Origin of the sequence: Pseudofrankia sp. EUN1h (assembly GCF_001854645.1) — a bacterium.
Classification (GTDB): Bacteria; Actinomycetota; Actinomycetes; order Frankiales; family Frankiaceae; genus Pseudofrankia; species Pseudofrankia saprophytica.
This window is the reverse complement of sequence record NZ_MBLN01000091.1, coordinates 14633-40342: the sequence shown is the minus strand read 5'-3', so window position 1 is coordinate 40342 and position 25710 is coordinate 14633. Positions and strand designations below refer to the sequence as shown.

At 73.6% G+C, this 25710-nt stretch carries 17 protein-coding genes; 5 read left to right on the top strand and 12 right to left on the bottom strand.

All coding sequences use genetic code 11. The features are described 5' to 3' along the window. Positions 1-3: 3 nt before the first annotated feature. The 5 genes from hrpA to BCD49_RS34895 all read right to left on the bottom strand — a co-directional run bounded on the left by hrpA (position 4) and on the right by BCD49_RS34895 (position 9096). A complete protein-coding gene (gene hrpA, locus BCD49_RS34915; protein WP_007513621.1) occupies positions 4-4347 on the bottom strand; it encodes an ATP-dependent RNA helicase HrpA in 4344 nt (1447 codons plus the stop codon). Positions 4348-4856: 509 nt separating this feature from the next. Then, positions 4857-6356, bottom strand: coding sequence for an NAD(P)/FAD-dependent oxidoreductase (locus tag BCD49_RS34910; RefSeq protein WP_051467380.1), 1500 nt, complete (start codon positions 6354-6356; stop codon positions 4857-4859). 494 nt (positions 6357-6850) lie between these two features. Then, complete coding sequence (locus tag BCD49_RS34905; RefSeq protein ID WP_027141192.1) at positions 6851-7510, bottom strand: peroxiredoxin; 660 nt, start codon at positions 7508-7510, stop codon at positions 6851-6853. 150 nt (positions 7511-7660) lie between these two features. Continuing rightward, complete coding sequence (gene mtnC, locus BCD49_RS34900; protein WP_083401882.1) at positions 7661-8491, bottom strand: acireductone synthase; 831 nt, start codon at positions 8489-8491, stop codon at positions 7661-7663. Further along, entirely contained in the window at positions 8488-9096 is a 609-nt protein-coding gene (locus BCD49_RS34895) for a 1,2-dihydroxy-3-keto-5-methylthiopentene dioxygenase (protein WP_007520260.1), read from the bottom strand. Before BCD49_RS34895 ends, mtnC begins: the two co-directional genes overlap by 4 nt. A 368-nt stretch (positions 9097-9464) precedes the next feature. Here BCD49_RS34895 and mtnA point away from each other — a divergent pair, with 368 nt between their 5' ends. Then, complete coding sequence (mtnA, locus tag BCD49_RS34890; protein ID WP_007520259.1) at positions 9465-10454, top strand: S-methyl-5-thioribose-1-phosphate isomerase; 990 nt, start codon at positions 9465-9467, stop codon at positions 10452-10454. Positions 10455-10538: 84 nt separating this feature from the next. Then, the gene (locus BCD49_RS34885) at positions 10539-11681 is read left to right on the top strand and encodes a LacI family DNA-binding transcriptional regulator (protein WP_007520257.1); all 1143 of its coding nucleotides are present in this window, start codon (positions 10539-10541) and stop codon (positions 11679-11681) included. A gap of 71 nt (positions 11682-11752) precedes the next feature. Here BCD49_RS34885 and BCD49_RS34880 read toward each other — a convergent pair whose 3' ends face one another. Next, complete coding sequence (locus tag BCD49_RS34880) at positions 11753-13270, bottom strand: MFS transporter (protein ID WP_007520255.1); 1518 nt, start codon at positions 13268-13270, stop codon at positions 11753-11755. 54 nt (positions 13271-13324) lie between these two features. On the opposite strand from BCD49_RS34880, the gene BCD49_RS34875 reads away from it, so the two are divergent. Continuing rightward, positions 13325-14032, top strand: a complete 708-nt coding sequence (locus BCD49_RS34875) for a TetR/AcrR family transcriptional regulator C-terminal domain-containing protein (RefSeq protein ID WP_007520253.1) — start codon at positions 13325-13327, stop codon at positions 14030-14032. A 119-nt stretch (positions 14033-14151) separates the two neighbouring features. Here BCD49_RS34875 and BCD49_RS34870 read toward each other — a convergent pair whose 3' ends face one another. The 3 genes from BCD49_RS34870 to BCD49_RS34860 all read right to left on the bottom strand — a co-directional run bounded on the left by BCD49_RS34870 (position 14152) and on the right by BCD49_RS34860 (position 18930). Continuing rightward, entirely contained in the window at positions 14152-14802 is a 651-nt protein-coding gene (locus BCD49_RS34870) for a class II aldolase/adducin family protein (RefSeq protein ID WP_071042364.1), read from the bottom strand. A 91-nt stretch (positions 14803-14893) separates the two neighbouring features. Next, entirely contained in the window at positions 14894-15589 is a 696-nt protein-coding gene (locus tag BCD49_RS34865; protein WP_035930737.1) for an ABC transporter ATP-binding protein, read from the bottom strand. 56 nt (positions 15590-15645) lie between these two features. Further along, entirely contained in the window at positions 15646-18930 is a 3285-nt protein-coding gene (locus BCD49_RS34860) for an ABC transporter permease subunit (RefSeq protein ID WP_071042363.1), read from the bottom strand. 311 nt (positions 18931-19241) lie between these two features. On the opposite strand from BCD49_RS34860, the gene BCD49_RS34855 reads away from it, so the two are divergent. After that, a complete protein-coding gene (locus BCD49_RS34855; protein WP_071042362.1) occupies positions 19242-20399 on the top strand; it encodes a CAP domain-containing protein in 1158 nt (385 codons plus the stop codon). A gap of 21 nt (positions 20400-20420) precedes the next feature. Here BCD49_RS34855 and BCD49_RS34850 read toward each other — a convergent pair whose 3' ends face one another. After that, entirely contained in the window at positions 20421-21686 is a 1266-nt protein-coding gene (locus BCD49_RS34850) for an ABC transporter substrate-binding protein (RefSeq protein WP_007519008.1), read from the bottom strand. A gap of 247 nt (positions 21687-21933) precedes the next feature. Further along, positions 21934-22644: an NADPH-dependent FMN reductase gene (locus tag BCD49_RS34845; RefSeq protein WP_232794237.1), complete on the bottom strand. Its 711-nt coding sequence runs from the start codon at positions 22642-22644 to the stop codon at positions 21934-21936. A 224-nt stretch (positions 22645-22868) separates the two neighbouring features. On the opposite strand from BCD49_RS34845, the gene BCD49_RS34840 reads away from it, so the two are divergent. Continuing rightward, positions 22869-24650, top strand: a complete 1782-nt coding sequence (locus BCD49_RS34840) for an adenine deaminase (protein WP_007519004.1) — start codon at positions 22869-22871, stop codon at positions 24648-24650. Positions 24651-24758: 108 nt separating this feature from the next. Here the strand turns inward: BCD49_RS34840 and BCD49_RS34835 are convergent, their stop codons facing one another. Then, positions 24759-25664: a type IV toxin-antitoxin system AbiEi family antitoxin domain-containing protein gene (locus BCD49_RS34835; RefSeq protein WP_035925522.1), complete on the bottom strand. Its 906-nt coding sequence runs from the start codon at positions 25662-25664 to the stop codon at positions 24759-24761. Positions 25665-25710: the final 46 nt, after the last annotated feature.

Genomic DNA, 25710 nt, shown 5'->3' with positions numbered 1-25710 from the left:
CGGTCAGGGGGCGAGGTCGTCCATGGCGCGGTAGAGACGCTCTTCGGAGACGGGGTAGGGGGTGCGCAGCGTCTGGGCGAAGAGGCTGACGCGGAGTTCCTCGATCATCCAGCGGATGCGCAGGAGGTCCGGGCCCGGCGGGGCGCCCGGCGGGAGGAGGTCCACCGCCAGCTCGTCGTAGGCGGCGCGGACCCGGGCGATCGTGGCCAGCTTGGGCTGCTCGCTGGCCACGTCGGCGGGGAGGCGGTCCAGGCGGCGCAGGGCGCCGGTCAGGTAGCGCGTCAGGTCGTCCAGACGGTCGGCGCCGGTGGCCGTGACGAAGCCCGGGTAGACGAGCGCGGCGAGCTGGCGGCGCAGGTCGTCGAGGCTCGCGGCGAGCGCCGGGGTGAGCTTGACGGCGGTCCGGGTACCGACGCCGCCCTGGGCGGCGGCGAACGCCGAGGACAACGACCGCAGGTCCTTCACCTGGACGGGGCGGCCCGCCGCCGGGCGGCCGGCTGCCGGACCGCCCGCCGGCGAACCGCCCGCGAGTGCCTCCGTCCGCGCCTTCACGTCATGGGCGAGGACGAGGACCCGTTCGACGGACCGGACGACGGCGAGGGAGCGCTCGGGCAGTTCCGCGCGGACCGCGTCTCGTAGCCGTTCGAACCCGGCCTCGTCCCACACCGGGCCGCCCGCCTCGGCGATCAGCGCGTCGGCGGCCGCGGCGACGGCGTCGTCGAGCAGGTCGCCCACGCTCGCGTGCGGATGATGGCGCAGGGCGAGCTTCGACGCGTTCGAGAGCTGAGTGTTGATGTACCGAACCGGTGACGGCACCGACGCCAGAAGGAGCGCCCTGGTACCGACGGGATGGGCCCGGCTCTGCTCGGCCTCGGTCGCCAGCACCCGCAGCGCGACACCCCCGGAAGGCTCGGCCACCAGCGCGGGGTAGCCACGGACCACGTGACGCCCGGACCTGCGCTCGACGGTGCGCGGGATCGTGCCCAGGTCGGCCCAGCCCGTCAGGCCGGTCCGTTCCAGGCTCCCGCCGGCGGCCGACACCGCCGCCGTCAGCTTCGGCGCCAGCTGGCGCTTGAGCTCGTCGAGGTCCTTGCCCTCGGCCAGCGCCCCCGACGGTCGCTCGGCGTTCCCGTCCCGTCCGTCACGCCCGCCGCCGCGCCCATCCCGCCCGTCGCGCTGGTTCTGGCCGCCGTTCTGTTTGTGACCGTCACGCTGTTTCTGGCCGTCGCGCTGCTTCTGGCCGTCGTAGACGCGAAACGTGATCCTCAGGTGCGGTGGCAGCCGGCTCAGGTCCCAGTCCCCGCGGGAGACGGTCGTGCCGCCGCCTATCCGGTTCAGCTCGCGTTCGACGACGGCGAGCAGCGGGCCGTCGGCCGGGCCGACGCGGTCCAGCACCGCGCGCGCGTAGTTGGGTGCGGGGACGAAGCTGCGCCGCAGCGCCTTCGGCAGCGAGCGGATCAGCTCGGTGACCAGGTCCTCACGTAGCCCGGGCACCTGCCAGTCGAAACCGTCCGGCTCGATCTGGTTGAGGATCGCGAGGGGGATATGCGCCGTGACGCCATCGGCGGCCGAGCCGGGCTCGAACTGGTAGGTCAGCGCGATCTGGTGCTCGTCCCCGGGCCGGCCGGGCCAGGAGTCCGGGAAGTCCGCGGCGCTCACGCCCGTCGCGCCCGGGTTGACGAGCATCTCCGGGGCGAGGACGAGCAGGTCGGGCGTACCCGGACGGGTCTTCTTCCACCAGGCGTCGAAATGGCGGCCCGAGACGACGTCCGCGGGTATGCGGGCGTCGTAGAAATCGAAGATCGTCTGGTCGTCGACGACGATGTCGCGACGGCGCGCGCGGTGTTCCAGTTCCTCGGCGTCCGCGAGCAGCCGCTGGTTCTCGGCGAAGAACGCGTGCCGCGTCTCCCAGTCGCCCTCGACGAGGGCGTGCCGGATGAACAGCTCCCGGCAGAGCGCGGGATCGATCGCGCTGTAGTTCACCGTCCGGGCGGCCACGATCGGCACGCCGTACAACGTCACCTTCTCGGTCGCGAGGACGGCGGCGGAGCGGCGCGACCAGTGCGGCTCGCTGTAGGAGCGGCGGACCAGGTGCCCGGCGAGCGGCTCGACCCACTCGGGCTCGATCTTCGCCGCGATCCGGCCCCACAGCCGGGACGTCTCGACCAGCTCGGCCGCGACCACCCAGCGCGGCGGCTTCTTGAACAGCGCCGAGCCCGGGAAGACGGCGAACCGGGCGCCGCGCGCCCCCAGGTAGTCCCTTTTCTCCGGGTCGAACAGGCCGACGTGCGACAGCAGACCGGTGAGCAGCGCGGCGTGTATCTGCTGTGGGCTCGCCGGGGTGGCATTCGTCGACAGGCCCAGCGAGCGGGCCGACTGGCGCAGCTGGCTGTGGACGTCCTGCCATTCCCGCACTCGCAGGTAGCGCAGGAACTCGGTGCGACACAGCTTGCGGAACTGGTTCGACGACAGTTCCGCGGCCTTCTCCCGCAGGTAGTTCCACAGATTCAGGTAGCCGAGGAAGTCCGACGTCGGCTCGGTGAACCGGGCGTGTTTCTCCGCCGCCGCCTGCTGGGCGTCGGGCGGGCGCTCGCGCACGTCCCCGACGGCCAGCGCCGCGGCGATGACGAGCACCTCGGCGAGCGCGCCCTGCTCCTCCGCCGCGACGATCATGCGGGCCAGCCGCGGGTCGGCCGGCAGCCGGGCGAGCCGGCGTCCGAGCGGTGTCAGCCGCGGCGTGCGCTCACCGCCGCCACGTGCCTCACCGCCGCTGCCGGCGACGTCGGTGGTGGCGGCACCGACGCTGGCACCGCCTTCGGCGTCGGCGACCGGTTTCGCCGGGGCGGGCAGGCGGCGCGGCGACTCGAACGCGCCGAGCTCGTGGAGCAGCGCCAGGCCGTCGGTGACCTGACGCGGGTCGGGCGGGTCGAGGAACGGGAAGTCCGCGACCTCGCCGAGCCCCAACGACGACATCGACAGGATGACGGAAGCGAGATTGGTCCGCAGGATCTCCGGGTCGGTGTACTCCGGCCGGGTCTCGAAGTCGTCCTCCGAGTAGAGGCGGATGCAGATACCGGCGGACGTCCGTCCGCAGCGGCCGGACCGCTGGTTCGCCGACGCCCGCGACACCGGCTCGATCGGCAGYCGCTGCACCTTCAGCCGGTGGCTGTACCGGGAGATCCGGGCCGTGCCGGCGTCGACGACGTACTTGATTCCCGGGACGGTCAGCGACGTCTCGGCGACGTTCGTCGCGAGCACGATCCGCCGGCCCTGATGCGACTGGAACACCCGATGTTGTTCGGCCGCGGACAGCCGTGCGTACAGCGGCAGGATCTCCCGGGGCAGCAGCTCCCTGCTCGGCCGGCGGGCCAGCGCGTCCGCGGTGTCGCGGATCTCCCGCTCCCCGGAGAGGAAGACGAGGACGTCGCCGGGCCCCTCGACTGACAGCTCGTCGACGGCGTCGCAGATCGCGGTGACGACGTCCCGGTCGGGATCACCATCGGGGTTTTCCGGGTCGATGACGGGCCGGTAGCGAACCTCGACCGGGTAGGTCCGGCCGGACACCTCGATGACCGGGGCGTCGCCGAAGTGGCGGGAGAACCGCTCCGTCTCGATCGTCGCCGAGGTGATGACCACCTTCAGATCCGGCCGGCGCGGCAGGATCCGGTGCAGGTAGCCGAGGATGAAGTCGATGTTGAGGCTGCGCTCGTGCGCCTCGTCGATGATGAGCGTGTCGTACTGGCGCAGCAGCCGGTCCGTGGTCAGCTCCGCGAGCAGGATGCCGTCGGTCATCAGCTTGACCAGCGTGTCCTCGCCGACCTGGTCGGTGAAGCGCACCTGGTAGCCGATGAGTCCGCCCAGTCCCTGCGCGCCCGTCTCCTCGGCGATCCGGTCCGCGACGGTGCGGGCGGCCAGCCGGCGCGGCTGGGTGTGCCCGATCAGCCCGGTGACGCCCCGGCCGAGCTCCAGGCAGATCTTTGGGATCTGCGTCGTCTTGCCCGAGCCGGTCTCGCCGGCCACGATGACGACCTGGTTGTCGCGGATGGCCGCGAGGATCTCGTCCTTACGCTGGCTGACCGGCAGTTCGTCCGGGTACTTCAGCGCCGGCACGGCGTCGCGGCGCAACGCGACGCGAATCTCCGCCGTCTCGACCTCGTCGGTGATCTCGACGATCGCGCGGGCCCGCGCCGCGGCGTCCGGATCGTGGCGGACGCCGTCGAGGCGGCGCGCCAGCCGGTGCCCGTCGCGCAGCATCAGCGCGGGCAGCCGCGCGGACAGCCCGGCAAGCTCCGCCCGCTCGGCCGCCCCGAGGTCGACGGGCCGGCCGCCGTCGCGTTGCTTCCCCACCGGGTTCCCCACCGGCCCGCGTCCCGACGCTCCGCCGCCGGCACGGCCGCCGCCGGACCCGTCACCGCCTGGGCGGCCCGACGTTCCCGGCCTGCGGCGCCGGCCAGGTCGGCCAGCCCGCTCGGCCCCGGCGCGGCCGCCGGTCATGGGGTCGGCCGACCGGTCCACCGGGGTGGCGGCGGGGTCGGCGGACCCGCCGGTCGGCGATTCGACCGGCTGCTGAGCGTGCGGCAACGTCACGGTACGAGCAGAATCCAGGTTCCCGAGCAGGGGCTTACGGCGACAAACGACAGTCTCACAGCCCTGGCTACGCCAAGGCGGTCACGGCGGGCGACCCACGACGCATCACGCGACGCCCCCGCCCCGCGTCCCCGCAGGTCAGACACATGCGCCCACCATGAATATTCCCGTGGCCCCGCCACCGCAAGCCAATATCGGGCTCGTCGAGCCGTGGCCACGGCCTGACGAGCCGTGGCCACGGAGGCCGGCGGCCAGCAGCCAGCGGCCGGTCAGCCGACGCCGGAGGTGGCCGGCTCCGGCGTCTTCCCGCTGGCCGGCACCGGCTGGGCCGGGGTGCTGGCCGGGCCGGGCACCGGGGCCGCCGCCCCGTTCCCCCGCCAGGACGGCCGGGCGTCGGGGTCCGGCGGCAGTGACGGCGAGAACTCCTCGCCGAGGCGGCTGATCGCGGTCCTGGCGAAGATCTGCTGGTGCGTCACGGTGCGCTCCGAGCGGCCTCGGCCGACGAAGCTGACGGCCCAGTGCAGCAGCGTCGTCACCCGGTGCTTGAAGCCGATGATGTAGACGAGGTGCACGGCCAGCCACATCAGCCACGCCACGAAGCCGGTGAGCTTCAGCCTGCCGATGCTGGCGACGGCGCTGAACCGCGAGATCGTCGCCATGCTGCCCTTGTCGTGGTACTTGAAGAGCCGGCCGGACTCGCGGCCCTCGATCCGGGCGCGGATGTCCCGGGCGGCGTGCCGGCCACCCTGGATGGCGACCTGCGCCACTCCCGGAAGCTGGTTCAGCGAGATCATGTCGCCGACGACGTACACCTCCGGATGGCCGGGCAGGGTCAGGTCCGGCTCCACCTGGACCCGGCCGGCCCGGTCAAGCCCCGCGCCGCTCTGCTGGGCGAGCTGCCTGCCCAGCGGGCTCGCCTGCACTCCGGCCGCCCATACCTTGCAGACCGACTCGATGCGCCGCCTGGTGCCGTCCGCGTTCTTGACCTCGATGCCGGTCGCGTCGACGTCGGTCACCATCGCGCCCAGCTGAACCTCGACGCCCAGCTTCTCCAGCCGCTGGACGGCATAGGCGCCGAGCTTGTCGCCGAACGCGGGAAGTACGACCGGAGCCGCGTCGAGCAGGACAATCCGCGCCTTGCGCGGGTCGATGCTCCGAAAATCGCGGCGCAGAGTCCGGTGCGCGAGCTCGGCGATCTGGCCGGCCATCTCCACACCGGTCGGGCCGGCGCCGACAACGACGAAAGTAAGCAGCCGCTCAATGTCCGCCTCGTCGGTGGACGCCTCCGCCAACTCGAACATGCCGAGAATCCGGCCGCGAAGCTCGAGGGCGTCGTCGATGCTCTTCATTCCGGGCGCGTGCTCGGCAAACTGGTCGTTGCCGAAATATGACTGCCCGGCGCCGGCGGCGACGATCAGGCTGTCGTAGTGGTGCAGGGTGGTGCGGCCGACGAGCTCCGAGGTGACGGTCCTCGCGTCAAGGTCGATGTTGGTGACCTCGCCGAGCACGACCCGGGCGTTGCGCTGACGGCGCAGCACCTCGCGGGTCGACGGGGCGATCTCTCCCTCGGAGAGGATCCCGGTCGCCACCTGGTAGAGCAGCGGCTGGAACAGGTGGTGGGACGTCCTCGCGACGATCGTGACGTCGGCCCAGGCGCTGCGAAGCGCCTGGGTGGCGAACAGTCCGCCGAACCCGGAACCGATGACCAGGACGCGGTGCCGGTAGACACCGCCCTCGGTCGCGCCGACCTCGGTGTCACTGGTGGCCATGGTGTTCGCGGTCACAATTCCTCTCCACTCATCCCTTAGGCGAGCGCGGTTTCCGCCGTTCCGCTCGACCATCTCACAGGAACGCCGGAGAGTGGCCGCCGCACCAGGGTGAGCTTCAACCCGTAAGTAGCGCACCTTCACCCGGATGGCTGTAGCAGAAATCACACCCGCCAGAATGTCGGCCGTATCGCGCCGTCTTACGAGCCTGGTCACCTCTCTCGACCCACCGCCCGCCGTACGCGCTCATCGCCGCGGGAACACGTCGCAATTGCCTCTATTCCAAGCACATCCGGGCAGCATCTATTCCGTTCCGGCGCTGGCCGACTCCCGCGATGGCCGACCCGGTGGCCAGGGCATCGGGTCGGCCATAGCCGACCGCCGGCCAGCGCCACCAACATGGCGGCGCGGACCGGCGGCACGGACCCGGTGGCGTAGATCGGTGGCGTGCACCGGTGATACGGACCGGTGGCACGGATCGTGACCGGGTACCGGCGTCAGGCGCCCGGCTGCGGAACGATGCGCAGGTAGGGCTTCGGCGCCTCCCAGGTACCGAAGAGCTCCTTGGCCTGGTCGTTGTTGACCGAACCGGCGATGACGACGTTCTCGCCCTGCTTCCAGTTCACCGGCGTGGCCACCTTGTGCTTCGCCGTGAGCTGCAGCGAGTCGATCACCCGCAGGACCTCGTCGAAGTTGCGGCCGGTCGTCATCGGGTACACCAGGATGAGCTTGATCTTCTTGTCCGGGCCGATGACGAACACGTTGCGGACAGTCTGGTTGTCCATGGCCGTGCGCTGGGCCGGGTCGCCGCTGGCGTCGGCGGGCAGCATTCCGTACGCCTTGGAGATCGAGTAGTCGGCATCCCCGATCAGCGGGTAGTTGGGCGCGGTGCCCTGCGTCTCCTCGATGTCCTTGGCCCAGCCCTCGTGCAGCTCGACCGGGTCCACCGAAAGGCCGATGATCTTCACGCCGCGCTTGTCGAACTCGGGCTTGATCGAGGCGACGTAGCCGAGCTCGGTCGTGCAGATCGGCGTGAAGTTCTTGGGGTGCGAGAAGAGCACCGCCCACGAGTCTCCGATCCACTCGTGGAAGGAGATCGGCCCTTCGGTGGTCGCGGCCACGAAGTCAGGAGCGGTTGCGCCGATCGTCAGAGTCATCGATGTCTCCGTCGTGTTCCGGCGCGCGCCGCGCCGGGTTCCGTTGAGGTCAGTGGCGACTCTACGGATGCCAGGTGGCATCGACGGCTCCTTGCGACGTCCCAGCCGCCCACCGCCCTGATCGACCAACCAGACAGGGCCGCCGCCGGGTCAGGCCGCGGCCAGCTCCACGGTGGCGAACGAGTCGACGCGTGGGTATCCGGCGAGCGCGTCCGCGTAGGGCTCCCCGGCGCGGGCGACGCCGAGCGCGGCCCAGCCCGCGGCCATGGCCGCGTCCAACTCGCCGGGACGGTCGGTCAGGAACAGCAGCCGGCCCGGCTCGACGCCGAGGGCCGCCGCGATCCGCGCGTATGAGGCGGCGTCGCCCTTCGCCCCCGCGTTGTCGAGGTCGAAGTACGCCGACAGCAGCGGACCCAGGTCGTCCGGCTCCTCCCGGCCCGTCGTCGTCGTGACGCGGCTGAACCAGGCCCGCTGCGCGATGACCGAGCCCGAGGAGTAGACGGCAAGCCGGATCCCGGTGGCGTGCCAGCGCCGCAGCGCCGGCGCGACGTCCGGGAACAGCACCCCGGCCAGCTCGCCGGCGGCGAACCCGGCCGCCCAGATCTGCCCCTGCAACGCCTTCAGCGGGGCGACCTTCGCGTCCCGCGCGAGCCAGTCGTCCAGCGCCGCGAGGACCCGCCCGGGGCCGGCACCGGGCTCCCCGAGCAGGTCCCGCGCCTGCGCGACGGCGCGGCGCACCTCGGGGTCGTCCGCCCGCTCGGCGAGCCAGCTCGCCATCCGGGCCCTGGCATACGGGTACAGGGTGCCGACGACGGCGGAAGTCGGGCTGGCCGTCCCCTCGATGTCGACGACGACGGCGGTCACGGCCCGGCCGCCGGCCGGCCTGCCCGACGGGGCGGGCCGCGCGCCGCCCGGCGAGGACGCCGCCGCCGGCCGTCCGACCGGCCGGTCGGACGGCCGGCGGCCGGGGCCAGCCGTCATGCTCCGGCGCGCGGCGCGCCGACGCGCGCGAGCGTGTCGAAGTCGGGGAAGCGGGCGGCGATGTCGCTGCCGGTGAAGTCGCCCACCCAGCCGTCGGGGTCGCGGAAGAACCGGACCGCGGTGAACGAGGGCGCCGTCCCCATGTCGAACCAGTGGGTGGTCCCGGCGGGCACGAACAGCAGATCGCCGGCCTCGCACAGCACGGCGTGCACCTCCTCACCCCGGGAGGCGTCGCGGGTGTGCAGGTAGAAGACGCCGCGGCCGGCGGCGAAGAAGCGGACCTCGTCGTCGGCGTGGGTGTGCTCGGCGAGGAACTTCGCCCTGGCCACCGCCGCCGTCGCCGCGAAGCTCGGGGCGCCCGTCGGGTGCAGCGCGACCACGTCGATCTGGACGAAGCCCTCGGTCTGGACGACCCGCTCGATCGGGTCACGGTAGGCCGCGAGGACGTCCTCGGCCGGCGCGGTGGACGCCAGGCCGGGCACCAGCGGCCAGCGCTCGAACCGGAAGCCGAGCCCGCCAAGGAAGGAGCCGATCAGCGCCGGGTTGGTGGTCGCCAGGGCCACCGTCGCCGGGTCGTCCGCCGGCCAGGTCGTCAGAGCCGTCATCCGTGCCTCCTCGGTCCGAGCCGCCGTCCCACGGACGGAACCCGCCGATCGTCCGACCGGCGGAAAACCCGAGTCAAGACGCGGGCGCCATCATGACGTCCCGGTGACAACACCGTGGCATCGGCGCCACCCGCTTGACCAGGGCCGGGCACGATCCGCATAGTGCCGGCATGTCGGAGCCGCCGGACCCAGACCAGAGCGGGTCCGCCCCGCTGGCTGGCTCGAGCTGGCCTCCGCCGCGGCCAGCCCCCCGGCAACCGCACCGATGGCCACCGCCGTCCCCCGTGCCCTCGGCGGCGGCGCGGCCGCAGCCGCGGCCGTCATCCTCGCCGTCGCTGCCATCGCCTCCACCGTCGAGCCCGCGCCCGGTGGTGTGGACGGGCACGTCCGTCCGCCTGCTGGACCAGACCCTGCTGCCGGACCAGCTCGCGGACGTCGACATCCACCGGGTCGACGACCTGGTGGCCGCCATCCGCCGGCTCGCCGTCCGCGGCGCGCCCGCGCTCGGGATCGCCGGTGCGTACGGCGTCGCCCTCGCGATCGTGCAGGCGGCGCGCGAGGGCTGGGACGGCTCCACGTTCACCGCCGCGGTCGGCCGGTTGCGCGCCGCCCGGCCGACGGCGCTCGCGCTCGCGCTCGGTGTCGACGCCGCCTATGCCGTCGTCGACGATGGGCTCGACGCCGTCGTGGCGGTGGGGCACGCGCTCGCCGAGGCGGACGAGCGGGCGAACCGGGCGATCGGCCGGCACGGCGCCGACTGGATCCTCGCCCGGCTCGGCGACCGCCCACTACGCGTCCTCACCCACTGCAACACCGGCGCGCTGGCCACCGCCGCCTGGGGCACCGCCCTCGGAATCATCCGCGAGCTGCACGCCCGCGGCCGGGTCGAGCTGGTCTACGTCGACGAGACCCGGCCGTTGCTGCAGGGCAGCCGGCTCACCGCCTGGGAGCTGGCCCAGGCCGGCATCGACCACCGGGTGCAGGTGGACGGCGCGGCGGCCGGCACGATCGTCGGCGGCCTCGTCGACGTCGCCATCGTCGGCGCGGACCGCATCGCGGCGAACGGCGACGTCGCGAACAAGGTCGGCACCCTCGGGGTGGCGCTGGCCTGCGCGCACGCCGGCATCCCGTTCGTCGTCGCCGCCTCGGCGTCGACGGTGGACGAGGACCTGCCGAGCGGATCTCTGATCCCGATCGAGCGGCGCGCCGACGACGAGGTCCTGGCCTGGTCCGCCCGCCGTGTCGCCCCGCCGGGCGCCCGCGCCCACAACCCGGCCTTCGACGTCACCCCCGCGAGTCTGGTCAGCGCCCTCATCACGGAACACGGCCCCCGCCCGCCCACCGTCTCCCCCATCTGACCTCCCCCGCCTGATGGATACGCGTCGGTCTGGTTGATGGGAAGGCGTTGAAGCGGCCAGGGCGATCGTCCGACACTGGCGGTCATGAGCCTTACCGAGCGGACGGCGGACGCGCGTCCTCCGGAAGGGCGGCCTGGCGGCGCCGCCTCCCACGTCATCGACCACTCGGCACATGACGGCGCGGCACGCGCCGACGGGACGCGACGGCGGCGCACCATCGAGGACGTCGCGGCTCTCGCCGGGGTGTCGCGCGCGACCGTCTCCCGCGTCCTCAATGGCAGCACCCACGTGATCCCGGCGACCAGGAACCGGGTGCTCGCCGCGGCGGACGAGCTGGGCTTCGTGCCGAGCCCCGCCGCCCGCGCGCTGGCCGGCGGGCGAGGCGACCGGGTCGCCATCGTGGCGATCTCGCACCCCTGGTGCCCGGAGGAGGACCGGTTCTTCGGCACCGTCGCCTACGCCGCCGCCGAGGCCGCAGGCACGGCCGGTCTTGGGGTCTTCCTGCGGAGGTTGGAGCACGGGGACGGCGCCGGGCTGCGGGAGCTGGCCGCCGACCGCGCCCTCGCCGGCCTCATCGTCATCAACCCGAGCCGCGAGGCACTGGCCGTGTTGCCGCGGCAGGTGCTGCGCCGCACGGTCACCCTCGGGGCCTGCTCGCCGGACGTCGCGGCGGCCGACGTCGACAACCCACGCGCGTCACGAGCCGCGCTCACGCACCTGTCCAGGCTCGGCCGGCGGCGCATCACGCTGGTCGCGGGCCCGGACGACCTGCCGTGCGTACGGGAACGGACCGAGGCCTACCTCTCCCACCAGGCCGAGCTCGGCGAGCCGGGCCGGCTCGTGCGCTCCCGGCTCGGGGTGGCGGCCGCGGCCGCGGCACTCGACGCCTCGTTCGAGGCCGACGGACCGCCGGAGGCGATCTTCGCCGCGCACGACGGCCTGGCCACCGCGGTCGTCGAGGTGTGCCGCGAGCGGGGGCTGCGCCTCGGCGACGACGTGGCGGTCGTCGGGTTCGACGACGACCCGGCCCCGCTGGGGGCGGTCCGCCACGCCTACGCGGCCGTGCGCAGCCCGGTGCCCAGCATCGCCGTGACCGCCCTGCGGATGGTCGCCTCCGGCGACACCCGGGCCGAACAGCGCAGGCTCCCTCCGGCCGAGGTGGAACGGGGGCACGGTCGCGGGCTCTCGCCCCGACCGGCGGCGGTTGCGTCCGGCGGGTCGGTGTAGGCGCGGGTAGCGGTCGTTGGGTGGTGGCCCGTCGGTGGGGTGTCGAACCCGAGGCGGGCGGATCGCCTCCATCAGGTCGCCTCGGTCAGGTCGAGGTCACGTGACACGGTGAGGCGCGCGACGACGGCGACCGCCGCGAGGATCCCGGCGCAGGCCAGCAGGGCGATCTGCGCGCCGGAGGTGAACGCGTGGCGTGCGGCGGCCGAGAGGGCCGCGTCGTGCAGGCTCAGGGCGCCCCGCAGCGAGTCGCGCGCGGCCGCGGGCGCCGCCGACGGCAGGTCGGACTGGTAGATCACGTTGTAGATCGAGCCGAGCAGCGCCACACCCAGCGCCCCGCCGATCTCCTGGAAGGTGTCGCCGAGCGCCGCGCCCGTCCCGGCCGCCTCGGCGGGCAGCCCGTCGAGCACCGCCAGCGCCGCCACCGTGATCCCCAGGCGCACCCCGGCGCCGAGCGCGAGCAGGCCACCGGCCAGCGGCAAGTAACCGTGGCGGATCCCGAGACCGAGGCAGGCCATCGCCGCGGCGGCGATGAGCAGGCCCAACGCGGCGGTGCCCGCGGCGCCCAGGCGGCGCGCGCTCCACGTGAACAGCGGTCCGGCGCCGATGAGGCCGATCGCGATCGGCGCCGAGCTCACCCCGGCCTCGATCGGCGAGTAGCCCTTGAGGATCTGCAGGTGCTGCGTGATGAGGAACAGCGAGCCGCTCGCCGCGAACATGAGCGCTCCCTGCGCCGCGCCGGGGCCCGCGACCGCGCGACGCCCGATCAGCCGCACGTCGAGCATCGGGTGCGCCGCGCGCAGCTCCCACCACACGAACACGACGCCGGTGACGAGCGCGCCGAGCGCGGGGCCGACGACGAGCGGGGAGCCCCAGCCGTGGTCGGGCCCGTCGACCAGCGCGGCGACCAGGCCGAGCATCGCGAGCACCGACAGGACGGCGCCGGGCAGGTCCGCGGGACCGCCCGACCGTTCGGCGTCGGGCGGGATGACGGCGCGCACCAGCAGCAGCGCGAGTGCCGCGATCGGCACGTTGACGAGGAACACCGACTGCCAGGAGAAGAACTCCAGCAGCGCGCCGCCCAGCAGTGGGCCGATGACGAACCCCAGAGCCGCGACCGAACCCGCGATGCCGATCGCGGTGGCCCGCGCTGGCCCCTCGAAGGCGCGGTACATGAGCGCGACCGTGCTCGGCAGGAGGAACGCGGCGGCCACGCCGGAGAGGGCGCGCAGGGCGATCAGCTCGGGCCCGGAGTGGACGACGAGCACGAGCGCCGAGGCGGCGGCGAAGGCGGCGAGGCCGCCGAGCAGCACCCGGCGGCGGCCGAGGCGGTCGGCGAGGCTGCCACCGGTCAGCAGCAGGCCGCCGAACAACAGGCTGTAGGCGTTGACGATCCACTGCAGCTGGCTCGTGCCGGCGTTCAGGTCGGTGGAGATGGAGGGGAGCGCGACGTTCAGGACGGTGTTGTCCACGGTCACGGCGAGGGTGGCGAGCATCAGCGCGGCGAGCACGGGCCAGCCCGCGCGCAGCGAGGTCGCGGGCGGCCTGCCCGTACGAGGTTCGACTTCTAGAACGCTGTTCGATGCGGTCATGGGRACTACGATGACCCGAACAGTGTTCGAGCGTCAATAACCCGGACGGTTCCCATGCCCAAGCGGTCCACCCGGCCGCACGACTACGGCCACTCCTTCAAGCCCGCGAAACGCCCGCCGTTGCACCGCGACCGCGTCGTGGAGATGGCGATCGCGATCCTCGACGCGGACGGCCCCGACGCGCTGACCTTCCGCCGTCTGGCAGCCGATCTGGAGGTCGGGGTCGCCACGCTCTACTGGCACGTCGACAACAAGGACGTGCTGCTCAACCTCGCGTTCGACCACGTGGTCGGCGAGATCGAGGCCGGCTTCGACGCCGAGCCGCACCGGCCGTGGGAGGAACGCCTGCGCGACGGGTTCATCGACCTGTGGCGCGTRCTCAGGCGCCACCCCTGGGCGGCCCGCCTGGCCATCGCCTCCGTCGAGCGAGGCCCCAACACGCTGCGCCACTGGGACCGTGGCGCGATGCTGCTCCTCGACGCCGGCTTCGACGAGCGGGCGGTGTTCTACGGGCTGTCGGCGATATTCACGTACGTGATCGGCACCGGCGTGCAGGACGCCACCTGGCACTCGTACACCGCCGACAACGAGCAGGTCCAGCGGGAGGCACTCGACCAGGCGACCGCCTTCTTCGCGTCACTCGACCACGACGCCTACCCGTCGTTCCGACGCGTGCTGCCCGTGCTGGCCGCCCACAAGGAGGACGAGCAGTTCCTCGCCGGCCTCGACCTCGTCATCGCCGGCCTGCGCGCCCAGCGCTGACACCGACGCCACGCGTCTGATCACCCCGTCCGGCACCTGTCGAAAGAGCCGCCGCAGCCCCAGCGCCCGCCGCCCCGGTGTCCGGTGTCCGGTGTCCGGTGTCCGGACAGCGTTCCCTGTCAGGTGTTGGAGACCAGAGCGCAGAGCCAGTCGACGGCCTCGGCGTGGCGGCGGGCGGCGCGCAGGTCGTCGCCCCAGGCGTACATGCCGTGGCCGGCGACGAGGAGTGCCGGCACTCCCGGCTCGAGAGCGGCCAGGGCCGCGTCGGCGAGCACGGCCATGTCCTGGCTGTTCGGGACGACCGGCAGCCGGGTGGCCGCGCCATCGGCCGGCCTGCCCAGCGCCTTGAGCATCTCCAGGCCGGCAAGCTCCACTCCGCCCGGGTGGCGGGCCGCCGCGCGCACGCACGCGAGGGTGTGCAGGTGCACCACCGCCCCCGCCCCGGTCGTGGCGGCGAGCCGGGCATGCAGTGCCGCCTCGGCGGACGGGCGCACCCGGACGCCAGCCGCGATGACGCCGCCGGACGGGGTGGCCGTGCCGTCACCGGTGGCCACGAGCAGACGGCCGTGACCGTCCACCTCGACGATGTCGAGCACGGTCAGCTCGCCCTTGTCTCCGCCGGAGCCGGTGACGGCGAGCCGCAGTGGTTCCCGGCCGAGCACGACGGACAGGTTCCCGGAGGTCGCCCGCATCCAGCMAAGCCCGGCGAACCGCGCCGCCTCGGCGACCAGTGCCGCGGCGACGGCGAAGCGTTCCTCATGCCCGGCCATCCCGCGCGGTGTCGCCTTCCCATCGGCCACTTCTTGACACTGACACAACCACTCGGAGCAGGCCCGGACGCCAGCTGAGGCCGACGTCCGGTCAGGCCAGCGGGAGGTAGGCGCTGGCGACGGCGTCGCGGTTGGCCTCGGCCTCCGTCGCGGTGCCGGACCAGGCGAGCCGGCCGTGCCGCAGGACGTGGACGTGGTCGGCGATCGTCAGCGCGCTGCGGACGTGCTGCTCGACGAGCAGCACCGCGAGGCCCTCGTCGGCGGCGGCGCGCACCGCGGTCAACAGCCGGGTGACGATCTGGGGGGCGAGCCCGAGCGACAGCTCGTCGGCGAGCAGCGCGGTCGGCCGGCGGGCCAGCGCCCTGGCGAGCGTCACCATCTGCTGCTGGCCGCCGGAGAGCAGCCCGGCCTTGCGGTCGAGGTGCTCCTCCAGCTCGGGGAACGTCGCGAGCGCCAGCGCCGGGTCGCAGCGGCCGACGCGCAGGTTCTCGCGCACGGTCAGGCTCATGATCACCGAACGGTCCTCGGGGACGAGGCTCAGCCCGGAGCGGGCACGCCGGTGCAGCGGCGCGGTGGTCGCGCTGCCCGCCCAGTGCACCTCGCCCGCCTGCGGCGTGAGCGCCCCGGCGAGGGTGAGCAGCGTCGTGGTCTTCCCCGCCCCGTTCGGCCCGAGCAGGACGACGACCTCGCCGGCACGCACCTGGATGTCGAGCCCGCGGACGACGGGCGCCCCGCCGTAGCCGGCGGACAGCCCGTGTGCCGCGAGCACCGGAGGCCGGACAAGCATCGGCCGCGCACGGCGGCCACGCCCGGCCAGCTGCCTGACCACCCCTGCCTTCGCGCTCATCGGGCGGCCCCCGGCGCCACCGGCTCGCCGGCCAGGCCGGACTCGCTGGGCCGCGCGGCCGGCTCCCGCTGGGCGGGAGCCCGCCGGCTGCGCGGGACGGTGACCTTCTCCCCGAGGTAGGCCAGCTGCACCATCGGGTCCTCACGGACCTGCGCGGGGGTGCCCTCGGCGATGGTCCGGCCGGCGTCGAGGACGACGACCCGGTCGCAGACGGACATGACGACGTCCATGTCGTGCTCGTTCAGCAGGATGCCCAGGCCCCACTCGTCGGCGAGGCGGCGCAGCAGGGCGGCCACCTCGGCGCTCTCGTGCTCGTCCAGCCCGGCGCAGGGCTCGTCGAGCAGCAGCACCGACGGGCGGGCGGCGACCGCCCGCGCGATCGCGAGCAGCCGGCGCCGGCCGTAGGGCAGCTCGGTGACGGTCCGCAGGAGGTCGTCGGCCAGCCCGAAGGCCTCGATGGCGGCGCGCGCCGCCGGCGGCAGCACGCTCGTGCGCGGCCAGACCAGGTTCGTCAGGTAGGCGCGCAGGTCGCGCGGGTCGCTCGCGGCCTCGATGTTCTCCAACACGGTCAGGTCCTCGAAGAGCTCGAGGTTCTGGAACGAGCGCTGGACGCCGCGCCGCGCCCGGCGGTGCGCGGGCAGCCGGTCGAGCCGGTGCTCGCCGAGTGTCAGCTGCCGGGCCCTGGCCGGGGTGTAGCCGGTGATCGCGTCGATCACGGTGGTCTTGCCGGCGCCGTTCGGGCCGATCAGGCCGACGATCTGGCCGGGCGTGACCCGCAGGCTCACGTCGTCCACGGCGGTGACGGCGCCGAACCGGACCGTCAGCCCCCAGACCGACAGCGTCGCAGGCCGGATCACGCCCGCGCCGCCCGCGAGCGCGGCGAGCCTCGCGGCCCGGGCGCCGGCGGCCGCGCCGGCCTGGCCGCCGGGGCCGGCATCGGCCGCCGGGGCCAGGGCGGCCACGACCGGCGTGGCACCTGTCGGGCCAGCCAGCAGCTGGGCGAGTCGCCGGCGCTCGCGCGCCGCGCGCGCGGCCCTCCTCGACGGTGGCGTGAAACGAGCGGCCACGGCGCTGGCCAGGGCCGCGTTGCCAGGCGCCATCCCGCCGCCGGAGGTGGCGAGGATGGTGACGAGCACGACGCCGCCGATCAGCGGCACGTACCGGTCGAGCTGGGTCAGCCAGTCGAGCACCCAACCGCTGACCCCGATCGCGGCGGCGGCGAGCACCAGCGCGCCCACCCACGGCCAGAGCCGGCGCGAGGCCGGCCGCGCCGAGGCCGGCCGGCCGGCGCCCGTCCGCGCGGCGTCTCCCGGCGCGGACGCGTCGCCCAGGCCGTCCATCTCACCGTCGGCAGCGTCCGGCACCGTGGCGCGCGGCCGACGGACGCCCGCGCCGGCACTGAAGCCGACCACCGCGCCCAGGATGGCGATCATCGTCCTGGCGAACACCGCCACGTCGGTCAGCAGCTTCCCGAGCCAGGCTCCGAACCGGGTGCCGAGCGTGCCGGCGGCCCAGGCCGCGCCGGCGAACGCGCCGCTGACCCAGCCGACCCCGCCGAGCACCGCGAACGCGATCAGCAGGATCGAGCTGAACGGCGAGAACGTCATGCCGCCGTAGTCGATGTTGCCGCGCGAGCCGTAGAGGTAGAAGGCGTAGAGCACGCCGCCGAACCCGGCGATCGCGGCCGACAGCGCGAACGCGTAGAGCTTCGCGCCGACGACGCTGACCCCGAGCGATGCCGCCGCCCGCTCGTTGGTCCGGACCGCGATCAGCCGCCGGCCCGCCCGGCCACGGCGCAGGTTCGCGACCGCGACCGCGACGATGGCGAACGAGACCACGGCGAGCGTCGCGAACGCGCGCGGTGCCACGACCGTGTCCAGCCGCACCCCGAACAGCCGCGCGTGTTCGACGACGGTGCCCTCCGACTGGCCGAGCTCGCCGAGCGACGCCGCGACCGAGCCGGGCGGGGGCGGCGTGTGGTAGCCACGCTGGAACAGGATCGCGTCCGCGGCCGCGCCCAGACCGAGGGTGACGACGGCGAGCTGCAGGCCTCGGGTACGCAGCGCGGGCAGCGCGAACAGCACCCCGAGCGCGGAGGTCCCGAGGATGCCGAGCGCGAGCGCCGCCTCCAACGGCCAGCCGCGGACCGCCACGAGCCGGCCGGCGATCAGCGCGGCCACCCCGGCGAAGGCGAGCTGGGCAAGCGAGAGCTGGCCGGTGAAGCCGACGAGCGTGACGACCGAGAGGATGAGGATCGCCCACAGCGCGTTGGCGTTCAGCGCGTTCACCCAGTCCACCGGCAGCGCGTACCAGATCAGGCAGATCGCGGCGGTGACGCTCACCACGAGCGCCGGCCAGTGGATCCGGCCGCTGCCCAGCGCGGGGAGCCGCTCGCTCACGTGTCCCCGGTCGGGGATGTGCCGGCCCCGGATCGCCAGATAGAAGACGATCACGACCAGCGGGATCGCCCGGTCGACACCCCGCCAGGCGGGATGGCGGGTGACCAGCTGGACCTGCGTCTCCACCTCGATGACCGCGAGCACGACCGACGCGACGAACACGGCCGGCAGCGAGCGGAACCCCGCCAGCAGGCCGATCGCGAGCACCGGAACGATCAGCAGCATCAGGTTCGGCGCCGACAGCGGCATCTGCAACGGGGCGAGCAGCACACCGGCGAGCCCGGCGAGCGCGGCCCCGAGCGTCCACGCCCCGGCGGCGACCAGGTCGGGCGACCAGCCGAACGTCGCGGCCGCCCGCGGGTTCTCGGTGACGGCCGTGGCCGCCAGCCCGATCGTGGTGTGCCGGAACAGCGCCCACAGCGCGGCGAGCACCACCGCGACGACCCCGATGCGGACGAAGACATCCCAGCCGACCGGCATGCCGACGATCGTCACCTTGCCGGTCGGCAGGATGGTCGGCGCGGTACGCACGGGCGTGCCGTACATCAGGGTGAGCGCTGACTGCAGGATGATCAGCAGCCCGAGCGTGGCCATGACCCTGGTCAGCGCCGAGCCGTCGCGCATCGGGCGCATCACCAGCAGGTGGAAGAGCAGGCCGATGAGCGCCGTCGACCCGACGGCGAGCACGGCCGCGAACCAGGTGGGCAGATCCCACACCTCGGAGGCGCCGTGGAACGTGTAGGCCGCCCAGGCGAGCAGCGCGCCGTGCGCGAGGTTCAGCACGCCCGCGCCCCGCTGGACCACCACGATCCCGGCCGTCATCAGGGCGTACAGGCCACCGGTGCCCAGGCCGAGCAGGGCGTAGCCGATCGCGTCGTTCACCGTGGCCTACTTTCACTACCAGAAACGCGGTACCGGCACACCGGGACCCGATGACGCGTCACGGTCAGCAAACCAACGCCTCCGACGCATTTCTGTATCGAGAAGCCCACGGCTCTCTCAATGCCGGTGCGACCTCGTCTCCCACGGCGTCCGGTCGCGCGAGAACGACATGCTCGCACAACCGTCGACCGGGTATCCAACGGCCTCCGGTCACCCGAGAACAACATGGTCCCACGGCCCACGACAAGGCCCCCAGCTACCCCGCGGAACCCGGGCCGGCGTCGATCGTTGAACGGTCCAAGGGGGTGCGCATGCTCGAGCTGGTGGCGGGGGGCAACACGCCGCTGCCCCCGGGCGCCGTTCGCGTCCGGCTGGGCGGGCCGTTCGACCTGTCGGCGCTGATCGTCGGCGACGGCGGCCGAGTCGGCGGTGACGAGGACTTCGTCTTCTACAACCAGGCGGCGGCGGCCGGCATCCGGCTCACCCCCGCGACCAGGGACGGCGGCGCCGACGAGCTGACCATCGACCCGCGCCGGCTGCGCCGCGGCGCGGCGCGGGTGGTGCTGGTGGCGAGCCCCACGGACCGCGTCTCCCCGTTCGGCCGGCTGCCCGCGCCAGTGACGACCGTGCACGACCTCGCCGGCATCACCCTGATCCGGCTGCTGCCGCCGCGGCTCGGCCCGGAGACCGCCCTGCTCGTCGGCGAGCTCTACCAGCGCGGCCCCGCCGGCGCCGGCGGGGCGGCCGGAGCGGGCGGCGCTGGCGGAGGGGCCGCTGGGTGGCGGATCCGGTCGATCGGGCAGGGATACGCCGACGGCCTGGCCGGGCTCGCGCGCGACTTCGGTGTCGACGTGGAGCCCGAGCCGGCCACGCCGGCGCCCCGGCCCGTTCCGCTCCCGGCCGGCCCGCTACCGGTGCCCACGCCAGGTCCGCCCGGCCCATCCAGGCCACCCAGCGCACCCAGGCCACCCAGGCCACCCAGCGCACCCAGACCGCCAAGCCCACCGAGCCCGCCCGGTCAGCGGGCCGAGCCGGGCCCACCGTGGGCGCCGCTGTCGCCACGAACCCCGGACGCCGACCGGCTCGCCGAGGTGATCATGCTGACGAACCAGCAGCGTCAGCAGCACGGCCTGCGGCCGCTCGCGCCCGAGCCCCGGCTCGCCATGGCGGCCGCGGCGCACAGCGCCGACATGGCCCGGCGCCGGTTCTTCGACCATGCCAGCCCGGAGGGCAGGCAGGTCTCCGACCGGGTCGAGGCGGYCGGATACCAGTACGCGACGGTGGCCGAGAACATCGCCGCCGGCCAGCGGACCCCGATGGAGGTCGTCACGGGCTGGATGAACAGCCCGGGCCACCGCCGCAACATCCTGCTGCCCGAGATCACCGAGATCGGCATCGGCTACGCCGTCAGCGACGACGTCTACGGCTGCTACTGGACCCAGGTCTTCGGTGCCCCCCGCACCTGGTAGGCCGGAGCGTTACCGCACCCGTCAGGCGCCGGTCTGGGTGAGGATCTTCAGGGCGTCGTAGGCCTCGGTGCCGAGCGGGACGTAGGTCTTCGTCGCCGAGTCCCAGCGCACGCCGCGCATCGTGGTGTTGAACAGCCGCTGCGCGCCGGGGATCGGCGACGGCTTGGAGAAGTCCAGCGGCGGCAGCAGGCCGAGGTCGAGGCCCGAGGTCTTGTTGAGCTGGTCGAGCAGCGCCGCCGACGTCAGCTCGTCGCCAGGGATCGCGTTCGCGACCTTCTCGACGACCTGCACCGACAGCCACGAGCCGACGGTGTTCGTCGAGCTGATCCGCCTGTCCGTCGCCGCGGCGGCGTCGCCGGCGGCGGCCTCCGCGTCGAGTTCCTGGACCGCCCTGGCGAGCTCGGGGAACTGGCCGGCCTCGCTGAGCTCGGGGAACGCGCTCGCGAAGACGATCGAGTCGGCCGCCGCGCCCTCGTCGATGAGCCAGTCCCGGGAGAGGACACCCAGCGCGTGGCAGTACTTGCCGCCGGCGGCGCCGCCACCCTTGATCACCGCGTAGGCGCCCTGATCGACGACGACGAGGACCGTGCCGTTCACGCCGGCCCTGCTGAGCTGCGTCGCGGTCGGCGTGAAGTCGCTGGTGTCGATCGGGACCCGTGGCTCCAGCGCCAGCGGCGAGCCGGCGTCCTTCGCCCCGATCTCCGCCATCTTCATCAGCCGGTCGGCCTGCGGCAGGTTGTAACCGACGGCGCCGAGCTTCGTCGCGCCGGCCTTCTTCAGCAGGGCCGGGCACACCGCCGGGTAGTCGGTCAGCGGGCTGAGCATGAAGCTGACCGGGGAGGACAGCTCCGACTGGTCGACCGAGATGCCCCCGGAGCCGATCGACGGGATCTTGGCGGCCTCGAGGATCGGCATGATCCCACCGGTCGCGCTGACCTCGTTGACGACGGCGAGCACGTGCTCGTCCACCGCCCGCTGGGCGCAGGACTTGGCGGTGGCGGCGTCGTTCTTCTCGTTGCAGTAGACCAGCTCGACCTTGTGCCCCTTGATCCCGCCACGGGCGTTGAGCCCGCGCACCGCGGCATGGGAGGCCGCGAGGATGTCGGGGTAGTTGGAGCCGGCCGTCTCGGTGGGCAGGATGGCCATCAGCTTCACCGTGGCGCCGGCCGCGACCGGGGTGCTTGCTCCGGAGCCGCCGTCGTCGCCGGCGGACTCGCTGCAGGCCGCCAACGCCAGAGCGGAGCCGAGCGCCGCCGCGGCCAGGCGCAGCATGTGCCGTCGTCCCACCTGGGACCCTCCTCAAGTTCTCGTCGACAGATCTCGTCGACGGCGAGCCCTCGACCGCAAGCCACCTGGCCGCGGGGAGCGGCCAGCGCGCCGACGCGCCACGACCACGCGCGTCCGTCGGACCCGCGGAGGTTCTGGCGCGGGGATTCTGGCGTGGCGGTCAGGGCAACGACACGGTAGCTGGCGCCGGTTCGCCCCTTACGTGAGGGTGTGCGCGAACGTCCGGCCGTACGCGCTCAGATCACTCTCAGATCAGGTGCGACCAGGCATAGGCGAAGCCCATGATCTGGTCGGTCAGCGTGTCGAACCGGGCGGCGATCGACGGGCTCGAGATGGCGCCGTACTGGTCGATCGTGGCGGATTCCTGCCTGCTCAGGCTGACCCCCAGCGGGGTGGGCCAGCCGCCGAGCGCGTGCACCGTGGCCCGCAGCGCGGTCAGCGCGCCGCCGGCGCCCGGGCCCTCGTCACAGGCCAGCAGCCCGACGGGGCGGGCGTCCAGTCCCGGCCGGGGCGTGTCACCCAGGTCCCACAGGTAGTCGAGGGCGTTCTTGAGCGCGCCCGAGGTGCCGCCGTGATAGTCCGGGGCCGCGATGACCAGGCCGTCGGCGCGGCGGACCTCGCCGACGAGGCGGCGGATCGACCCTGAGCGCTCCTTGGCGTCCGGATGGTAGGGCGGCAGATCCAGCTCGGCGACGCTGAGCATGACCGTCTCCGCGCCGGCCTGGGCGAGCATCCGGGTCGCGGCGCCCAGCGCCCGCATGGCCGGCGAGTCGGTCCGCGCCGATCCGCCGATGCCRACGACCAGCGGCCGGCGCCGCCCCGATGCTCCCGGGCCGATACCGGAATTGCGGCGATCAAGACCGGGGGGTATGCGGTCGGCCGGCGCGTCCTTGCCGCGACGGACCGACAAGGGGGAACCGTCGCGCACCACTGCCGGGCCCGTCCCGAAGCCGTCCACCAGCCCGCTCCCTCCCGACCAGCCGTTATGCAGCGAGCCTATGGCCGTCATGCCGACGGCCGATACGGGGGTAGTAACCATGTTTGTCCCATGACGTTCCAGTGGTCGTCGTATGGCGAGCGCCCAATCAGCGGCCCAACGGCAGCTGCCGGGGGCAGGCGTCCCGTAACAGCGATGAGCGGAATCGGCAGACAGTTGTAACAGCAGCGGCCTAGCTTGCTCCCATGGACGACCCTGTCGACCCGGCCCTTCGCCGCCGCGCCGTCGACGCCGCCCGCGGCGTCGTGCCGTTCGACCTGCTCATCACCGGCGGCAGCGTCGTCGACGTCGGTACCTGCGAGGTCCGGCCGGCGGACGTCGGACTGGTCGGTCCGCTGATCGCGTCGGTCCACCCGAGCGGCAGCCGGACGGACGCGCTCGACGCGTTCGACGCGACCGGAAGGTTCATCGCCCCCGGCCTCATCGACATGCACGTCCATTTCGAGAGTTCGATGCTCACGCCCGGGGCCTACGCCTCGGCCGTCTGCCCGCGCGGCACTACGACGATCTTCGGCGACCCGCACGAGCTCGCGAACGTCTCCGGCGTCGCCGGGGTGCGCTACGCCGTGGAGGCGAGCCGCGGGCTGCCGGTGCGCTTCATCATCCAGGCACCGTCGTGCGTGCCGCCGATGCCGGGGCTGGAGCTGTCCGGCGCGGACCTGCACGGCCCCGAGGTCACCGAGATGCTCGCCTGGCCGGAGGTCGGCGGCCTCGCCGAGGTCATGGACATGCTCGGCGTGCTGACCAGCGACGGACGGATGGTCGACGTCGTGGCCGCGGGCCTGGCCAGCGGGAAGCTGGTCAGCGGGCACGCCGCCGGCCTCACCGGCCCCGAGCTGCAGGCCTACCTCGCGGCCGGGATCACCTCGGACCACGAGATCGTCACGCAGGACGACGCCATGGAGAAGCTGCGCGCCGGCCTGACCGTCGAGCTCCGCGGCGCGTTCGAGCATCTCCTTCCCGGCCTGGTCGCCGAGCTGAACGCACTGCCGGAGCTGCCGACACACCTGTGCGCCGCCACCGACGACCTGTTCGCGCTGACGCTGCTCACCGACGGCGGCATCGACCACCTGCTGCGCCGCCTGGTCGGCTACGGCCTCGACCCGGTGCGCGCGCTGCGGATCGCCACCTACCACGCGGCCTACCGGCTGCGGCGCACCGACCTCGGCCTGGTCGCCGCCGGCCGGCAGGCCGATCTGATCATCCTGTCCGACCTGGCGGCGGTCGCCGTCGACGACGTCTTCGCCGCCGGCCAGCACGTCGCCTCCGCCGGCGAGATGATCGTCCCGGTGGTCGAGGGACCGAGCGTGCCACCGCTGGACACGATGAAGATCGACTCGCTCACACCCGACCACTTCGTGCTGCGGGTCGGCCACCTGCCGGACGGGGTCTACAACGGCACGGCGCGGCTGCGGGTGCTCGACGGCCCGGTCTTCACCACCTGGGGCGAGGTCGACGCCGAGGTCCGCGACGGTGTGGTGGTGCCGCCGGCGGGGCACATGCTGCAGGTCGCGGTGCACCGGCACGGCCGGATCGCGCCCCGCCCGCAGGCCGCGCTGATCTCCGGTTGGGGGGAGTGGACAGGCGCCGTCGCCACCTCGGTCTCGCACGACACCCACAACCTGGTCGTCTTCGGCCGCGACCCGGTCGACATGGCGGCCGCGGCGAACCAGGTGATCGCGGACGGCGGGGGCGTCGCGGTCGCCGCCGGGGGCGAGGTGGTGGCCCGGGTCGCGCTCCCGATCGCCGGGCTGCTGTCGCCGCTGCCGGCGGCCCAGGTCGCCGAGGCCCAGCGGGCCGTCCAGGACGCGGCCGCCGAGGTCGGCCTCACCCTCCGGATCCTCACCCAGCCGCTGTTCACCGTCATGGTCGCCTCGCTCGCCTGCCTCCCCGGCCCCCACATCACCGACCTCGGCCTCATCGACGGCACCACCGGCGAGCGCGTCACCTCCCCCCTCCTCGCCTGATCGCCTGATCGCTGGTGGCCTGGTGGCCTGGTGGCCTGATCGCCGTTTGAGCCCTCCGGCGGTCACAGCAGAGCCCGGCTTACGACCACCACGGGGCCCAAGAAACGATCATGGCCGGGCGAGAGAGTGGCGAACGACAGCGGCGACGTGGTCGGGACGGGTGAGCACGTCTGACCAGGTGAAACGCAGGATCGTCCAGCCAAGGCGGGACAGGGCGTTCTGACGGTCGCGGTCGCGGTGCAGCGGCTCTGGATCGGCGGCGTGGTCGCCATGGAAGGCGGCGCCATCCGCCTCGACGAGCAGCCGACGAGCCGGGTAGGCGAAGTCGGCGCGCGCGACAGATCGCCCGTTCTCGTCGATGACGGCGTATTGAGCCTCGGGCGGCCTGAGTCCGTGGTCGTGCAGGACGAGGCGCAGCCGGCTTTCGAGCGCGGACTCCGTGCGGGCGTCGACCTCCGCGAGCCATCGGAACCGGGCCGCCGCGCCGCGTCGACCGAGCAGGTGCGCCGCCACCTCGACCACACCGCGGAACCGGCGATCGTGTGCGGCGGCGTCCAACAGCGCCACCGCCTCCGGTCGGTCCCAGGCGAGAACGAGATCAGCGAGCGTGCGCGTCACCGACGTGACCGGAACCCCACGGCGCCACCAGACCGGCGTGCCCGCGCGAGATCCCGAGTGCAGAACGATGCCCCGCGCAGCGGTCCGCGCGGCAGATCCGGTGATCAGGAGATGGATCGGCTCCGAGGTGGACAGCGCGGGAAGCGCGCGCAGGTCGAGCAGCCTCGCGGCCGTGACGCCGCATACGACCGCCTGCGGCCGACGAACCAGAGCCGCGTGCACCCGACCAAGAAACGGGTCGGCGCCAGCGACGAGATAGGTGCCGGGGAACGGCCGGACCCAGTCGCCGGTCCGCACGAGTTGCCGGATCTGGCCCCGGGTCAACCCCGCGCCCAGCGCCTGCTCATAGGTGACCATGCCGTCCTGCCACCCGGCTGTCCACAGCGCCGCCGCCATCCCCGGATACGCCAGAACCGACCGAGCTCCCCCGCCAACCCCCACA

What these genes read in the sequence shown, in the direction of transcription:
- BCD49_RS34865 (WP_035930737.1), bottom strand. Translation starts at nt 15,589, where the DNA reads ATGCTTGTCCGGCCTCCGGTGCTCGCGGCACACGGGCTGTCCGCCGGC.
- mtnC (WP_083401882.1), bottom strand. Translation starts at nt 8,491, where the DNA reads ATGACGGCTGGCCCCGGCCGCCGGCCGTCCGACCGGCCGGTCGGACGG.
- BCD49_RS34910 (WP_051467380.1), bottom strand. Translation starts at nt 6,356, where the DNA reads ATGGCCACCAGTGACACCGAGGTCGGCGCGACCGAGGGCGGTGTCTAC.
- BCD49_RS34895 (WP_007520260.1), bottom strand. Translation starts at nt 9,096, where the DNA reads ATGACGGCTCTGACGACCTGGCCGGCGGACGACCCGGCGACGGTGGCC.
- BCD49_RS34835 (WP_035925522.1), bottom strand. Translation starts at nt 25,664, where the DNA reads ATGGCGGCGGCGCTGTGGACAGCCGGGTGGCAGGACGGCATGGTCACC.
- BCD49_RS34885 (WP_007520257.1), top strand. Translation starts at nt 10,539, where the DNA reads ATGAGCCTTACCGAGCGGACGGCGGACGCGCGTCCTCCGGAAGGGCGG.
- BCD49_RS34840 (WP_007519004.1), top strand. Translation starts at nt 22,869, where the DNA reads ATGGACGACCCTGTCGACCCGGCCCTTCGCCGCCGCGCCGTCGACGCC.
- BCD49_RS34905 (WP_027141192.1), bottom strand. Translation starts at nt 7,510, where the DNA reads ATGACTCTGACGATCGGCGCAACCGCTCCTGACTTCGTGGCCGCGACC.
- BCD49_RS34880 (WP_007520255.1), bottom strand. Translation starts at nt 13,270, where the DNA reads ATGACCGCATCGAACAGCGTTCTAGAAGTCGAACCTCGTACGGGCAGG.